This is a genomic window from Pseudomonas sp. A014 (assembly GCF_052378495.1).
Taxonomy (GTDB): Bacteria; Pseudomonadota; Gammaproteobacteria; order Pseudomonadales; family Pseudomonadaceae; genus Aquipseudomonas; species Aquipseudomonas machongensis.
Genome location: NZ_CP199001.1, coordinates 3,470,970 through 3,485,708, shown reverse-complemented (window position 1 = coordinate 3,485,708; position 14,739 = coordinate 3,470,970). Strand labels below are relative to the sequence as shown.

Sequence of the window (14,739 nt, the reverse complement as noted above, 5' to 3'; positions counted from 1 at the left end):
GGCGTGCAGCTGCGAAAAGCGGCTGATCGCCAGCACGGCTGTCATCGTTCAGTCATCTCGCTGCTTTTCCCTGCACTCACACACTTCGGGCCCGCCAACCCGGCAGCCACCTTCAGGGAGAACGCGCATGTCAGCTCCGGTCACCAACGCCCCCGATATCAAGACGCTCACCAAAAAGGACGCCAGTGCCGAGTGGGGCGATGCGGTCGATCGTGCCAAGGCCAAGGACGCCGGCATCGAATGGCAGCGCCCGAAGGACGACAACCGTTCGGCCCAGGAAATCATCGACGACAGTCCGCTGTTGAAGAACCTTGGCAACCAGAGTGGGGTGAAGGACAAGCTGCGCGAGCGGGTCGGAGATTTCGAGCACGACGCCGATGCGGCCTACCGCGCCACCCAGGTACTGGACCACATCGAGCGCTTCGACGAGGGCGGCTCGCGGCTGGTCGGAGGTGATATCGACAACGGCAAGGTCGATGGTTTCACCAAGGGCGGTGATGCCAAGCACGGCACCGAGGCCGGGCGCCTGCAGGACTTTGGCAAGTACGGTTGGGAAAACCTCAAGGGTGAGCTCAAGCACATCGAGGCGGCCAACGACGACCCCGAGGCACGCAGCAAGGCCGAGGCGGCGGGTATCCGTTGGGAGCGCCCCGAAGGCGACGAGCGTTCGGCGCAGCAGGTCATCGACGACAGCCCACTGCTCAAGAACCTGGGTAACCAGAGCGGGGTCAAGGACATGCTCAAGGAGCAGGTCGGCGACTTCGAGCACGATGCCGATGCGGCCTACCGCGCGACCCAGGTGCTGGACCACGTGGTGCGCTACGACGAGAACGGCGAGCGCCTGGCCGGCAAGGATGTCGACAACACCAGCATCGACGGTTTCACCAAGGGCGGCGATGCCAGGCATGGCACCGAAGCCGGGCGCCTGCAGGATTTTGGCAAGTACGGGTTCGAAAGCCTCAAGGGCGAGCTGCAGCATGTCGACGACGTCGGCAAGGATGACAAGCGTCGCGAGGCGGCGGAAAAGGCCGGTATCGTCTGGGAGCTGCCCGAGGACGACAAGCGTTCGGCGCAGGACATCATCGATGACAACCCGCTGCTCAAGAATCTTGGCAACCAGAGCGGGGTGAAGTATGCGCTGAAGGAGCAGGTCGGCGATTTCGACAAGGATCCCAACGCCGCCTTCCGGGCCAGCCAGGTGCTCGACCGAGTGGTGGGCTATGACGGGGACGGCAAGGCGCTCACCGGCAAGGATGTGGCCAACAGCAGTGTCGATGGCTTCACCAAGAGCGGCGAGGCGCGTCACGGCACCGAGGCCGGGCGCCTGCAGGACTTCGGCAAGTTCGGCTTCGAGTCGCTGGCCAAGCCGCCGGCCAACGATGAGATCGGCAGCTACAAGGAGTTCCTCAAGACCAACCCGGACGCTGACGCGGGCTCCAGGCAGATCGCCCAATATGGCGCGATCTTCGATGCCAAGTACGACTCGATCCGCGGCAAGACTGGCGCCGACGGTGCGGTCACCGCAGACAACATCAAGGACTACCTCAAGCAGAATCCGCAACTGAGCAAGCAGGAGCAAGAAGCGCTGAACTTCTTCGCCCAGCCAGGTGCGTTCCGCAAGGTCGATACCGCCAGCAACAATATCGGCGACAAGCCCGATGGCAAGGTCAGCCGCGAGGACGTGCAGACCTGGCTGAAGAACTCTGCACCCACCGATGCCCAGGGGCTGGCGAGCCTGGTTACCGATGTGGCTGCCGGCAATGTCACCGGCAAGGTCGACACCAGCAAGCTGGGCGAGGATGTCTTCGTGCATCCGGAAAACTACAGCGCCGAAGAAAAGGCCGCCGTGCTGCTGGATCTGCAGGAGGCGCAGAAACTGGTGGTCGATGGCGCCAATGCCGGGGTGTGGAACAGCGACTACGGCAAGGTCGCCATCGCCAACCGTTCCGGTGCGATCTGGGAGCCGCAAAAGCTGCTGGAAGACATCAACGATCATATGGCCATCCTGCAGAACGACAAGGAAACCGCCGACTATCTCAAGAGCGCGGGCGATGAGGCGGTGAAGACGCTGTTCGAGGAAAACCCTGGGCTCAAGGACGCCGTCAGCAAGACCTACGAAGACGAGGTCAAGTCTGGCAAGGCGCTGGACGTTGCCTGGGACGCCAACACCAAGGATGGCAAGACCGACCAGCACACTGCGCTGGCCAGCTTCTATGCCACCGCCACCAGCCTGCAGTCGATCCTCGGTATCGACGACGCCAAGGCGATCCAGGGCGCGGTCGGCAAGTCGTCGCACAATGAAGATTTCAAGACCTTCTACAAGGATCAGTTGGCCACTGGCGAACGCATGCGCGAACTGCTCAAGGACAACTCGCCCGAGCAGGCCGCCTCGGAGTTCAGCCTTGAGGTGGCGCTCTACAACTCGGCACTCGACCCGCAGTTCACCGCCGAGTATGACAAGCAGCTCAACGACAACTTCTCGACCATCACCCAGGAGAATTTGTTCAAGGACGCCAGCTTCGACGACCTCAAGACTGCGTTCGGCAAGGACGGTGGCGAAGAGCTGGACGAGGACAAGGTGCGCAAGCTGATCGACCAGATGCGCGACGAAAGCCCCGAGCTGTTGCTCAACCAGGACGGCACCGTGGCCACCACCGACCAGGTGCTGGCGGGCTTCCGTGGCAATTGGGACCTGTTCCGCCAGGGCACCAAGGCTCTGGACAAGATGGGCAAGCTGTCGGACTTCGACCCCAACGGCAACGCCAAGGGTGCTTACGGCAGCGGCGTACTGCACGGGGTGAGCGGGCTGTTCCTGGCCGGCGTCACCATCGCCCGTGGCGCGCAGAGCGGCGGCAAGCTCACCGATCGCAACATCGTCGATATCACCACCGGGTCGGTGCAGACCACCACGGTGCTGATTGAGGGCGGTTCCAAGGGTTATCAGGAGCACTTGACCAAGGCGATCAAGAACGGTGAGCAGACGCTGACCGACATGAAAGATGGCAAGGTGATGCTCGATCTGCTCGATGAGGTCAAGGCCAACGTCAAGGATGGCAAGCACGCCAAGGTGGTGGCGAAGAACTTCGAGGAAGCTGCCAAAGGCATCGGCGGGCTGGCCGGTATCGTGGCCGGGGCCTATGGCATCTTCGATGGTGTGAACGCGCTGCGTCGTGGCGACAAGCTGGCCGGTGGCTTCGGCATCACTGCCGGCTCGCTGGGCGTGCTGGCGGGCAGTGCCTCGGCGGTGGAGGGCGGCCTCGGCCTGCTCGGCGCCAACCTGCCACGCTTCCTTCCGGGCCTGGCGGCCACGGCCGGGGTGCTGGGTTTCCTCGGCGCGGGCGTGGCGGTGCTGGCGGCGATCATCCCGGGCCTGGTCAAGGAAGGGCAGGAGCAGGTCAAGTCAGACAAGTTCGGCTCGTTGCTGGGCGATTCGATCGAGCGCTACGGCATCGACGGGATCAAGGATGGCACCTTGGCCGATATCCCCACCGAAGACTGGCCGGGTGGTGAGGAGTGGACTTCCTGATGACGCGCCGTGGTCGGCACATGCCTGCGGGTTGCGACCGACCTAGGGGCTATTTCGCGAACCTTCCTAATACGTCGTAGGGCATTTCCGGGGATACCATTTCCCCGGGTTTTGCCGTTGTGTGGCGCCGTCCGCGCTTCTACTCTCCCGGGGCCGGTCGCACATCGTCACCGCGTTTTCAGCCGACGGGCAGAGACACACGCCAGGTTCGCGTGGGTCGGGCTGGAACACGGGCGAGGGTGTGCGACGGGCGCTTTTCAACCAACGCTGGGGGAGCCATGGACAACGACGACCAATCGAATGAGCGCGGGAGCCTGAAACTGGTCAGCGCACCCGCACGTATCCGCCGCGAGCCACGCATGGCCTGGGTCCAGGCAATACCCGGGCTGCCGCCGAAGGAAACGCTGATGGAAATTTCCACGCTGCTCGGCTGCGTGACCGAACTCACCCGACGAGCCATCGACAAACCACAGGATGCCGAACCGCTCATGCGCGCCACCCATTACCTGTGCGGCATGAGCAAGGCGATGATCGACGGCCAACTGACCATCGTACGCGGTGAGGCGCCGGTCGAGGAGGGGTCCTAGCGATACCGCAAGCCCTTGATGCAGGACGCATCGGCAAGCAGACACCGGGATTCACGCGGGCAAGCGTGATAGATTCCCGGGCCTCGTAGTTGCAGACCATGGACAGGCCTCGAAATGAGCAGGACCTCGCAATCCGCTACACCCCGGGTGCGCCGCGTGCGCCCGACCTTCGCCCAGGTGTTTCGCAAGAACCTCAAGCGGGTGCTGACGCACTGGACGCCGTTCACCGTGACGCTGGTGTTCCTCGGGACCTTCCTCGGCAGCGTGAGCCTGTACATCTACACCCGGGCCATCGGTCGCGCCGACCTGTTCATGTCGGCGCTGGATTCCAAGTCGTCACTCGCCGCCTGGATGTTCGTGGTCGTCGCGGTGATGTTCTCGCACCTGATCATCCTGATGGGCTCGTCGTGGCTCTACGGCACGGCGGTATCGCTGTTCGGCAGGGTGCGCTGGCTCACCCGCCATGTCGCGCTGTGGCTGGTGATTCCGTTGGCGGTGGGCTACGCCGCCTTCATCGTCCTGGGCTTCTTCTACCACCGAATGCTCAGCCCCGGCGTTGCCATGCTGTTGATCTCGGCAGCCACCTTGCTGGCGTTTGCCGCGTTGTTCTTCTCCCGGTCGTTCAGGTCGTTGTTCGTTCTCGCGGCGCCGAAGAACAAGGGCAAGGCCGATCGCTGGTTTCTTGGGATATTCCTGTCGTTCACCCTGGTGTTCGCCGTCATCGCCAGCTCGTTGTCGATGCTGTTGATCATCGACACTTACGTCGGGCGGGATAACGAGGCGGCGGTATCGTTCGTGGCAGGCTTTTCACTGTTCACGCTGCTGATGAGCCTGCTGCCTTCGATGTTGTACTTCGTGTTCAAAGGCGATATCTACCGCAAAGTCGCCGCGGGCATCGGCGGCGCCTTGCTGTTCTTCGTGATCTTCCTCACCACCGCCAAGGGCGCGATGTCGAGCATCACCTATTCGGTGGCCGGCAGCCTGGAAGTGCGCCAGGGCTTCTCCCAGCGCTACGTGTTCGATCGCCAGGTGACACTGGCCGATATCGATCCGCTGCTCTGGCACAGCCGTCTGCGTCACGATGGCAAGGTGCAGGTCAGGGCCTACCAGTTGTTCGCGTTCGGCGACCTGCTGCTGTTGTGCCCACACAGCCTGCTCGGGGCCAAGCTCCACCAACTGCCTGACTACACCCGCCTGTGCATCTTCACCCGCAGCAGCCAGGTGGAGCGCTTGCCGCCGCTGCTGTTGCCAATCGTGCAGCGCGAGCCGCAACGGGCGCAATGGCAAGAGGCGGCGGACCGGCAAATGGGCTGGGAGCAAATACGTGGGCAAATGTTGCAGGACAAGCGCTAGGCATGCGGCCTTTATCGGCCTGTCGCCTGTTCACCCGTTGCCTCGCCAATGCCCTGAGTCATCACCTCCATCTGCGCAGGCGGTTTGGCGACGTTGCGGTTCGCCACCCCGAACGGCACATGCACCATCGGCAGGTTGCCCGCCGCCGAGCTCAGGTGGCTGCGCTGGTCATCGAAGAACATGTGTGGCTTGAGAATGGACAACACTCGGTCCTTCTCCATCCCACCCAGAAAGAACGATTCATCCGGCGAAACGCCCCAGTCTTTCAAGGTGGTCACCACGCGCTCATGGGATGGTGCGTTGCGCGCTGTGACGATGGCAATGCGCAGGATGCGCTTGTAGTCAGGGTCTTGCGCAAGCTTCTGGTCTTCGAGGGTGCGGATGTGCGAGAGCTTGCGGTACAGGTCCGCCAGCGGCCCCGGCTGATGCGGGATGGCTTTGCGCGCGAACTCGTGGGCCTGGAAGTCGTGGAGGTTGTTGTGCTGCTTGTAGACCGTCTCGGCTTCGTCGTCGGCGATCACGCCGTCGAAGTCGAAGGCCACGCGCAGCTCGGTGTCGATCTCGTCGTCGTAGATGCGTGTGGGCAGCACCAGGCCGGCGGGATAGTCGGCGTCGATGGCGCGCTGCACGTCTTCTTCGTTGGCGCTGAGGAACAGCGAAGCATTGAAGGCCGGGATGTATTCGTAGGGCGAGCGGCCAGACATGAAGGCCGCGCGGGTGATGTCCAGGCCGTAATGCGTGATAGAGCGAAACACCCGCAGCCCGGTTTCCGGCGAGTTGCGCGACAGCAGCACCACTTCAACTGGCAGTTGCCCCGGGAAGGCCTTGTTGATGCTCAGGAAGCGGCGGATGAACGGAAAGGCCACGCCCCTGGGGAACGGATTGTCGAGGTTCGCTTCATGATGCTGGCGATAGGCTTCGACGCCTTCACTTTGATAGATGTCGTCGGATTCAGCGAGGTCGAACAGCGCACTGGAGGCAACGCCGACGACAAGTTTCTGTTCGATGGGGTAGGGCATTGAGAAGTCCTGAACCGATAGGCATCACCGAGACTTGGCGCGGTGCGGCCATGATTGTACTGCCATAAAAGGATAGCTGTGATGCTCAAGGTGTTCGTCAGCGCAAAGCGCTGGAAATCCCCCGGCGGGCTAGTGCAAGTTCGCCACCCAAAGGTGCACGCGTGCATCAAAATGAGATATAAAGCCCACAATTTTTCACCCTGATCAATAATTTATGTGCGTGTTGCACATTGATGGATATCGTTAAAGCCCAATTCCCAGTCTGAACATCGTCTACCCTGGATCCGGCCCACTTATTGCTCCGCCAGCGCCAACCCCCAACACTGGAACACTATAAAAATGAGCTCACCCGGCGAATTTCCCCTGACCGAAGCCCCCCGGCACGCCCGCAAGGGCCTGCTGCCGATTGCCATGGTCCTGTTCAGCTTCACCTTTTTCACCGGCACCATGTTCGCTGGCGGCAAGCTGGGCATGGCCTTCAACTTCGTCGACATGCTGTGGATCGCCACCATTGGCAACACCTTGCTGGCGATCTATGCGGCAACGCTCGCGTTCATCGCCTCGCGCAGTGGCCTGAACACGGTGCTGATGGGGCGTTTCTGTTTTGGTGAGTCGGGCAGTCGGCTCTCCGATTTTCTGCTGGGTTTCGCTGAGCTGGGCTGGTACGCCTGGGGCACGGCGACAGTGGCGATCGTGCTGGTCAAGCTGCTGGGGCTGGCCGAGGGCCTGACCATTCCGCTGATGGTGTTGTTCGGATTGGGCTTCAGCATCACCGCGATCATTGGCTTCAAGGGGCTGGATTGGCTGTCGCGGCTGTCGGTGCCCCTGATGTTCGTGCTGCTGGTGATTTCGATGGTCATCGCCACCCGGCACGTGGGTGGTTTCGAAGGGCTGATGGCCGTGGTGCCGCACGAGGCGATGAGCTTCTCGGCAGCGGTGACCATGGTCTTCGGCACCTTCGCCAGCGGCGCGACCCAGGCCACCAACTGGACACGCCTGTCGCGCAGTGGCCGGGTGGCGGTCACGGCCAGCGTCGTGGCGTTCCTGGTGGGCAACGGCCTGATGGTGGTGGCAGGCGCCTGGTGCGCGATGGTCTACCAGCAAGCCGACATTGTTGAAGTAATGATGCTGCAGGGCCTGTCGTTCGCCGCCGTGGTGATGCTGTGCCTGAACCTCTGGACCATTCAGGGCCCGACCATCTACAACGTCGCCGCGGCGACCTGCCACCTGGTGCGCAGCGAGCGTCGTCGTACCGCGACGCTGGTGGCGGCCGGCGTGGGTATCGTGCTGGCGATCGGTGGCATGTATGAATGGCTGATTCCATTCCTGGTGCTGCTGGGTTCGATCATTCCGCCGGTCGGCGGAGTGATCATGGCCGACTTCTGGTACCGCCACCGTGGCAAGTATCCGACCCTGGCTTCGGTCAGCCTGCCGCGCTACAACCGCGCCGGCCTGTTCGCCTACGCAGTGGGGGCGGTGCTGGCCTACAGCTCGCCGTGGGTCGCCCCGCTGGTGGGTATCGGTGCTTCGGCGCTGTGCTACATCGTCCTGCTTGAAGTCGGTGCGCGCGTGCGCCCCGTGGCACAGGCCAAGCCGTGAGCCTGGCACTCGATGAGCTGCTGGGGCTGCCCGGTCTCGAAGAGATGACCGTGCGGGCCGGTGCACGCAACCTGCAGCGGCGGGTGCGCTGGCCTTACGTGGCGGAGAACGAAGGCATTGCCGAATGGGTGATGGGCGGCGAACTGGTATTCGTCACCGGTATCAACCATCCGCGTGGCGAGGCCAACCTGCTGAGCCTGGTGGAGGATGGCGATGCTGTCGGTATTGCCGGCATGGTGATCCTCACCGGCGGCACCTTCATCCAGCACATCCCGGCGGCGGTGGTCGAGCGTGCCGAACAGTTGGGGCTGCCGCTGATCGAGCAGCCCTACGCCTTGAAGATGGTGGTGGTCACCCACCTGATCGGCACGGCGCTGGTGCAGATGGGCCAGGTGCGGCGCTCGCGTGACGACATTCTCGGCCAGCTGTTGACCGGCGACTACCCAAGCCTGGCCATTGCCCGCCAGCGCGCTGCACACCTGCAGTTGGCGCTGGACGAGCCCCGCCGTGTGGTCGCGCTGCGGCTGTCGGCGGTTGATGGCCTGTTCGAGCGGCATCGACCGGAGCAGGCCGAACGCCTGTGGCAGAACACCCGCCAGGCGCTCGAAGAGCAACTGGAGACCTGGTGCCGTACGGTTGCGGGGGCGGTCATGGCGCAATTGCCGGGTGACCTCTTCGTGCTGCTGCTGGCCGACGCACCGGACTTGCGCCCGGCGCTCGCAGCCTTGTATCGGCAACTGGCCGAGGTGACCGGCGAGATGGCGTTGTTCATGGGCCTGTCGTGCCTGGCCGAAGACTGCGCCCACTACCGTCAGGCCCTGTGCGAGGCGCGCCAGGCTCTCGAAGTGGCACAGAACATGCGCCCGGCTACTGGCCTGTGCGATTTCAGCGAGCTGGGTGTGTTGCGCCTGCTGCAGGGGATTGCCGACCGTTCGCTGATCGACAACTTCGTCGCCCAGACCCTCGGCCCGCTGATCGAAGCCGGGCGCAAGCATCCCTACGCCCTGGTGCACACCCTCGATGTACTGCTCAAGGAAAACGGCAACGGCGCCCAGGCGGCGCAACGCCTGGGCGTACACCGCAACACCATCATCCAGCGTATTCAACGCATCGAGCAGTTGAGCGGACAGTCGCTCGATGACTCGCTTTTCCGCATGAACGCTTCCGTCGCGCTGCTGATCTGGCGCATGAGCGAAAGCCAAGGCAAGGAGTAACCCCATGAATATCATCAACGCCCGCCTGCGCGGCAAGACCGGCCTGTTCCGGATCGAGCTCGATGGCGATCGCATTGCCGCCATCGAACCCCAGGACGCGGCGGTTGCACTGAGCAACGCTGCGGACATCGACGCTGCGCAGAACCTGGTGATCCCGCCCTTCATCGAGCCGCACATCCACCTCGACGCCACCCTGACCGCCGGCGAGCCGCGCTGGAACATGAGCGGCACGCTGTTCGAGGGCATCGAGTGCTGGGCCGAGCGCAAGGCCATCACCACCCACGAAGACATCAAGGCCCGTGCCAAGAAGACCATCGGCGCATTGGTCGACCACGGCATCCAGCACGTGCGCACCCACGTCGATGTCACCGACCCGACCCTGGTCGCCCTCAAGGCGATGGTCGAGGTGCGCGAAGAGGTCCGCCACCTGGTCGACCTGCAGATCGTCGCCTTCCCCCAGGAGGGGATCGAGTCGTACGCCAACGGTCGCGAACTGATGACCGAAGCGGTCGCCCTGGGCGCCGATGTGGTCGGCGGCATTCCGCACTTCGAAAACACCCGTGACCAGGGCGTTTCGTCGGTGAAGTTCCTGATGGACCTGGCCGAGCGCACCGGTTGCCTGGTGGATGTGCACTGCGACGAAACCGATGACCCGCAGTCGCGCTTTCTCGAAGTACTCGCCGAAGAGGCGCGGGTGCGCAACATGGGCGAGCGCGTCACTGCCAGCCATACCGTGGCCATGGGTTCCTACGACAATGCCTACTGCTACAAGCTGTTCCGCCTGCTGAAGATGTCTGGCATCAACTTCGTATCCTGCCCGACCGAGAGCATTCACCTGCAAGGGCGTTTCGACAACTTCCCGAAACGCCGCGGCGTGACTCGGGTGGCTGAGCTCGACCGCGCCGGCATGAACGTGTGCTTCGGTCAGGATTCGATCGTCGATCCGTGGTACCCGCTGGGTAACGGCAACATCCTGCGCATCCTCGAAGCGGGCCTGCATATCTGCCACATGCTCGGCTATGAAGACCTGCAGCGCGCGCTGGACCTGATCACCGACAACAGTGCGCGCACCCTGAACCTGGGCGAGCGCTACGGCATTGAAGTGGGGCGCCCGGCGAACCTGCTGGTGCTGTCGGCGCCGGATGACTACGAGATGATCCGTAGCCAGGGATATGCGCTGGTCTCGGTGCGTGGCGGCAAGGTGCTGATGCGCCGTACCCCGGCGCAGGTCGAGCGCTTCGCCTGAGGCGCTGTGTGGGGGCAACTGCGTGCCCCCACACATCACTGTTCACCCACCGCCTGCGGCAGGTGCCCGAGCGGCAATCCCGTCTGTTCCTTCACCGTGGTAATCGCAAAATTGCTGCGGATGTCCGTCACCCCCGGCACCTTGAGCAGCGCCTCCATCAGGAACCGCTCATAGGCCCGCAGGTCCGGCACCACCACCTGCAGCAGAAAATCCGACTCGCCCGACACCAGGTGGCATGAGACCACTTCGCTCAACGCCGAGACCGCCTGGCGAAAGGCGGCGGACGATGCCTCGGTGTGCCGCTCCACCTTCACCCCAACGAATACCGTCAACCCCAGCCCCACGCCATCGCGGTCGATCTGTGCCTGATAGCCACGGATGATTCCAGCCTCTTCCAGCAGGCGTACGCGGCGCAGACAAGGGGAGGGTGACAGGCCTACTTCCTCGGCCAGTTGCACATTGGTCAGGCGTGCGTCGCGCTGCAGCGCCGCGAGAATCCGGCGGTCAAGGTTGTCGAGTTTCATTTTTGGCATTTATCCGTTTCTTTGAAATCGTGATTGGCACGATATGCCAATAATCCTCTCGCGTGTAGTGAACTACGCAACGCACGCGGGCGCGCTGCTCGTTAAGCTTTCAAGCCAGTGATCCCTTGCAGGCAGGAGAGGCGAAGATGGCGAATCTGGAGCTGTTCATAGGTGCGCTGGTCGCGGTATGCCTGGTCCCGGGGGCGGACATGGTGCTGGTGCTGCACACCTCGAGTACCCAGGGCCGCGCTTATGCAGTAGCGACCGCAGTAGGCCTTGCGATTGCGCGAGCGGTACACGTGACTCTGGCTGCATTGGGGCTGGCGGTACTGCTCAAGACGGTCGGTTGGGCCTTCGAGCTGGTGCGCGTGGTGGGCGTGGTGTACCTGATTTGGCTGGGTCTGCGCATCGCTCGTGCGCCCAGCCTGGTGCCTGATCTCAACGATGCAGACATGCCAGTGGCCCGACGCGCCTACGGCACGGCGGTGTGGCGTGGGCTGCTGACCAATATCAGCAATCCCAAGGCGTTGTTGTTCTGTTCGGTCCTGCTACCGCAGTTCATCGATGCCAGTGTCGGCGAGGTCGGTGGGCAGTTCTTGCTGCTGGGTGTGGTGCTGGTGATCGTCGGGCTGTTGTTCGACCTGTTCTACGCCATGATCGGCGCTGCGTTGGGCTACTGGATGGCGCGCAATCCGAAGGTCGAGGTGGTGCAGCGCTGGACCTTCGCCAGCCTGTTGATCGGCTTTGGCCTGCGCCTGGCGTTGATCGGCCGCCCGCAGTGAGTGCAGCTTGGTCTAGAATGCCGCTTTCCTTCGCTCGACGGACTGGCCATGGACCCGCTCTACCTCATCGCTCTGGGCGCTTGTGTCGCCGGTTTCGTCCAGGGGCTTTCCGGTTTTGCCTTCGGCATGGTCGCCATGTCGTTCTGGGCTTGGGGCCTGGAGCCACGCCTGGCGGCGTCGCTCACGGTGTTCGGCAGCCTCACCGGGCAGTTGATTGCGGTGTTCACCGTTCGCCGCGGTTTCAGTTGGCGGTTGCTATGGCCCTTTGTGTTGGGTGGGCTTGCGGGTATCCCGCTGGGTGTGTGGGTGCTGCCCTACCTGGACATGCTCTGGTTCAAGGCAGTGTTCGGCACCCTGCTGGTGCTGTGGTGCCCACTGATGCTGCTGGCGCCGCGCCTGCCCAGGGTGCCGGGCAATCGCCTGGCGGACGGTGCGGTGGGTATGGTTGGCGGTGTGCTCGGTGGCATCGGTGGTTTCACCGGCACCGTACCGACCTTGTGGTGCACGGTGCGCGGCTTTGACCGCGACACCCAGCGCGCGGTCATTCAGAACTTCAACCTGTCGATGCTGGCGGTGACCATGCTCACTTACCTGGGCACCGGTGTGGTGACTTCGGCGATGCTGCCCTGGTTCGGCGTGGTGGCCCTGGCCATGCTGATCCCTACGGTACTGGGCACACGGGTCTACCTGGGCATCAGCGAAGCGGCGTTTCGCCGGCTGGTGCTCGGGCTGCTGACCTTGTCGGGGATAGCCATGCTGGTGGCGTCGGTGCCGGTGTTGCTGGGGCGCTGAACGCTTGCCTATGGGCGGTTTACTTGGCACGCTTGGCCCCGGTCTGCAAACGCACATGCCGCGATACAAGGAACCGCCAAGGTGAGCTGGGAAAAAGTCGGGAAAGCCCTCGCGGGCCTGCTGGTCATCGTCGTCGCCGGCGCCGCGCTTTATGCGTCGCTCAAGGACGATCGTGGCCTGAAGGCCTATGTCGCCTACGAGGCCCTGACCTACCCCAGCCAGTTCAACGAGCGCATCGGCCAGGCCCGCGAGCAACTCAAGTACGAGCGGCTGTTCGCAGGTGTCGAGGCGCTGGCCAAGGGTGCATTGAGCCGCGATCAGGTCGAGGCCCTGGTGGCCCAGGCGCAGACGCCCTACATGCAACTATTCGCCAAGCCCTTCGAGGCGGGGCTGGTGGACCATCGCACCGGGTTGTTCATCACCTTGCGCAATACGCGTGACGAACCACTCAAACAAGTGCACATCCGCCTGCCAGCCAAGGGCCTGGTGCAGGTGCGCGATGACGCCGGGGACGACAGCATTCCCGAGAACGCCACCAACATCATCGAGATCCCATCCATCGAGGCCGGCGGGGTGTGTCGGGTGTGGGTGTACTTCGATGCCGACATCTCGCAGATCACCCAGGGTGGTATCAGCATCGTGCATGCCGAGGGGCCGGCAGATATCCAGGTGATACGCCAGGTCAGCGGTTTCCAGGCGCTGATGGCCCGTTATGGCCAGGTGCTGATCGGCCTGGTGGTGGCGCTGGGCTCTCTGGTGCTGGGGCTGACCTGGGTCATGCTGCGTCAGCGCCATCGCTTGCGGCAGCTGCGCAACTGCTGACGACGGGGCAACCTTCATTTGCCCCTGGTGGGGCTGGCCATGGCTGATGTCTCAATCGGGGAGTGCCTCGTCTACCAGTTCGATCCAGTGCCGCACCGGTGTTCGCCCGGCACTGGCCAAGTGGTTCTGGCAACCGATGTTGGCGGTGACGATCACCTCGGGATTGCCGCTTTCCAGGGCGCTCAGGCGGTTATCGCGCAGTTGCTGCGCCAGTACAGGTTGGGTCAGTGAATAGGTGCCCGCCGAGCCGCAGCACAGATGGCCGTCGGGCACGGGTGTCAGGTTGAAGCCCAGGCGCTCGAGCACAGCCTCCACGACACCCCCCAGCTTCTGTGCATGCTGCAACGTGCAGGGGCAATGGAAGGCCAGACGCTGGTCGGCTCGAATACCCAGGCGCTCCAGCGGCGCATCGCGCAATACCTCCACCAGGTCCCGGGCCAGTGCGCTGACCCGCGCGGCCTTGGCGGCGTAGGCCAGGTCCGCCGCCAGCAGGTGCCCGTAGTCGCGCACGAAGGCGCCGCAGCCACTGGCGGTCTGCACGATGGCTTCGGCACCGGCTTCGATGGCTGGCCACCAGGCGTCGATGTTGCGTCGAGCGCGATCAAGGCCGGCGGCCTGCGCGTCGAGATGATAGTCCACAGCGCCGCAACAACCGGCCTCACGGGCCGCTATCACCGAGATTCCCAAACGATCCAGCACCCGCGCTGCCGCCGCGTTGGTGTTGGGCGACAGCGCCGGTTGCACGCATCCTTCGAGCATCAGCACCCGACGCGCGTGCTGGACCTTGGGACGCGGCTTGAGTGCAGGCTCATGGCGCGGCAGCTTGGCCTGCATCGGCTTCGGCAGCAGTGGCCGAAAGGCCCTGGCTGTGCGGGTCAGGGCCTTGAACAACGCAGGCCTGGGGACGAACAGGCGCAATCCGTGGCGTAGCAGGCGCTCGCCCAGCGGCCGCGGCACCTGCGCGTCGACCACGGCACGACCGATGTCCAGCAGGTTGTGATACTCCACCCCGGACGGGCAGGTGGTCTCGCAGTTGCGACAGTTCAGGCAGCGGTCCAGGTGAGTCTGGATGCTGGCGGTGGCCGGTTGCCCTTCGAGTAGCAGCTTGATCAGGTAGATGCGCCCACGCGGCCCATCCAGCTCATCGCCCAGCAGTTGATAGGTCGGACAGGTGGCGGTGCAGAAGCCACAGTGCACGCAACTGCGCAGGATACGCTCGGCCTCGTCGGCCCGTGGCAGGCGCTTGGCCTGTTCGCTCAGGTTGGTCTGCATGGC

Annotated in this window: 12 protein-coding genes; 9 read left to right on the top strand and 3 right to left on the bottom strand. The window is 63.7% G+C overall.

The window, feature by feature from the left end; all coding sequences use genetic code 11:
* Positions 1–127 precede the first annotated feature (127 nt).
* The 3 genes from ACTYOL_RS15780 to ACTYOL_RS15770 all read left to right on the top strand — a co-directional run bounded on the left by ACTYOL_RS15780 (position 128) and on the right by ACTYOL_RS15770 (position 5,466).
* The gene (locus ACTYOL_RS15780; protein ID WP_444756547.1) at positions 128–3,526 is read left to right on the top strand and encodes a type III effector HrpK domain-containing protein; all 3,399 of its coding nucleotides are present in this window, start codon (positions 128–130) and stop codon (positions 3,524–3,526) included.
* 278 nt (positions 3,527–3,804) lie between these two features.
* Complete coding sequence (locus ACTYOL_RS15775; RefSeq protein WP_153772772.1) at positions 3,805–4,113, top strand: DUF3077 domain-containing protein; 309 nt, start codon at positions 3,805–3,807, stop codon at positions 4,111–4,113.
* 114 nt (positions 4,114–4,227) lie between these two features.
* Complete coding sequence (locus ACTYOL_RS15770; protein ID WP_153772771.1) at positions 4,228–5,466, top strand: hypothetical protein; 1,239 nt, start codon at positions 4,228–4,230, stop codon at positions 5,464–5,466.
* Between the two features lie 11 nt (positions 5,467–5,477).
* Here ACTYOL_RS15770 and ACTYOL_RS15765 read toward each other — a convergent pair whose 3' ends face one another.
* Entirely contained in the window at positions 5,478–6,485 is a 1,008-nt protein-coding gene (locus tag ACTYOL_RS15765; protein ID WP_153772770.1) for a 5'-nucleotidase, read from the bottom strand.
* A 339-nt stretch (positions 6,486–6,824) separates the two neighbouring features.
* Between ACTYOL_RS15765 and codB the strand changes: the two genes are divergently transcribed.
* Genes codB through codA form a run of 3 tightly spaced genes read left to right on the top strand, consistent with a single transcriptional unit; the run spans position 6,825 to position 10,544 of the window.
* The gene (gene codB, locus ACTYOL_RS15760) at positions 6,825–8,084 is read left to right on the top strand and encodes a cytosine permease (protein WP_151924968.1); all 1,260 of its coding nucleotides are present in this window, start codon (positions 6,825–6,827) and stop codon (positions 8,082–8,084) included.
* Positions 8,081–9,298: a PucR family transcriptional regulator gene (locus ACTYOL_RS15755; protein ID WP_200603887.1), complete on the top strand. Its 1,218-nt coding sequence runs from the start codon at positions 8,081–8,083 to the stop codon at positions 9,296–9,298. The genes codB and ACTYOL_RS15755 overlap by 4 nt, the downstream gene beginning before the upstream one ends.
* A gap of 4 nt (positions 9,299–9,302) precedes the next feature.
* Positions 9,303–10,544: a cytosine deaminase gene (codA, locus tag ACTYOL_RS15750; protein ID WP_054892036.1), complete on the top strand. Its 1,242-nt coding sequence runs from the start codon at positions 9,303–9,305 to the stop codon at positions 10,542–10,544.
* A gap of 35 nt (positions 10,545–10,579) precedes the next feature.
* On the opposite strand, the gene ACTYOL_RS15745 is transcribed toward codA, so the two are convergent.
* Positions 10,580–11,068 carry an Lrp/AsnC family transcriptional regulator gene (locus ACTYOL_RS15745; protein WP_063545292.1) on the bottom strand — a complete coding sequence of 163 codons (489 nt, stop codon included), beginning with the start codon at positions 11,066–11,068 and terminating at the stop codon, positions 10,580–10,582.
* Positions 11,069–11,214: 146 nt separating this feature from the next.
* Between ACTYOL_RS15745 and ACTYOL_RS15740 the strand changes: the two genes are divergently transcribed.
* The 3 genes from ACTYOL_RS15740 to ACTYOL_RS15730 all read left to right on the top strand — a co-directional run bounded on the left by ACTYOL_RS15740 (position 11,215) and on the right by ACTYOL_RS15730 (position 13,464).
* Entirely contained in the window at positions 11,215–11,850 is a 636-nt protein-coding gene (locus ACTYOL_RS15740) for a LysE family translocator (protein WP_444756546.1), read from the top strand.
* A 48-nt stretch (positions 11,851–11,898) separates the two neighbouring features.
* The gene (locus ACTYOL_RS15735; RefSeq protein WP_054892033.1) at positions 11,899–12,642 is read left to right on the top strand and encodes a sulfite exporter TauE/SafE family protein; all 744 of its coding nucleotides are present in this window, start codon (positions 11,899–11,901) and stop codon (positions 12,640–12,642) included.
* Positions 12,643–12,723: 81 nt separating this feature from the next.
* A complete protein-coding gene (locus tag ACTYOL_RS15730; protein ID WP_153772765.1) occupies positions 12,724–13,464 on the top strand; it encodes a hypothetical protein in 741 nt (246 codons plus the stop codon).
* A 51-nt stretch (positions 13,465–13,515) separates the two neighbouring features.
* On the opposite strand, the gene glcF is transcribed toward ACTYOL_RS15730, so the two are convergent.
* Positions 13,516–14,736 (bottom strand): glycolate oxidase subunit GlcF, encoded by a 1,221-nt coding sequence (gene glcF / locus ACTYOL_RS15725; protein WP_444756545.1) that lies wholly within the window; start codon positions 14,734–14,736, stop codon positions 13,516–13,518.
* Between the last annotated feature and the right edge of the window lie 3 nt (positions 14,737–14,739).

Excerpts from the sequence above, each read along its gene's own strand:
- codA (WP_054892036.1), top strand. The coding sequence starts at position 9,303 with ATGAATATCATCAACGCCCGCCTGCGCGGCAAGACCGGCCTGTTCCGG.
- ACTYOL_RS15745 (WP_063545292.1), bottom strand. The coding sequence starts at position 11,068 with ATGAAACTCGACAACCTTGACCGCCGGATTCTCGCGGCGCTGCAGCGC.
- ACTYOL_RS15775 (WP_153772772.1), top strand. The coding sequence starts at position 3,805 with ATGGACAACGACGACCAATCGAATGAGCGCGGGAGCCTGAAACTGGTC.
- ACTYOL_RS15770 (WP_153772771.1), top strand. The coding sequence starts at position 4,228 with ATGAGCAGGACCTCGCAATCCGCTACACCCCGGGTGCGCCGCGTGCGC.
- ACTYOL_RS15780 (WP_444756547.1), top strand. The coding sequence starts at position 128 with ATGTCAGCTCCGGTCACCAACGCCCCCGATATCAAGACGCTCACCAAA.
- codB (WP_151924968.1), top strand. The coding sequence starts at position 6,825 with ATGAGCTCACCCGGCGAATTTCCCCTGACCGAAGCCCCCCGGCACGCC.
- glcF (WP_444756545.1), bottom strand. The coding sequence starts at position 14,736 with ATGCAGACCAACCTGAGCGAACAGGCCAAGCGCCTGCCACGGGCCGAC.
- ACTYOL_RS15735 (WP_054892033.1), top strand. The coding sequence starts at position 11,899 with ATGGACCCGCTCTACCTCATCGCTCTGGGCGCTTGTGTCGCCGGTTTC.
- ACTYOL_RS15740 (WP_444756546.1), top strand. The coding sequence starts at position 11,215 with ATGGCGAATCTGGAGCTGTTCATAGGTGCGCTGGTCGCGGTATGCCTG.
- ACTYOL_RS15765 (WP_153772770.1), bottom strand. The coding sequence starts at position 6,485 with ATGCCCTACCCCATCGAACAGAAACTTGTCGTCGGCGTTGCCTCCAGT.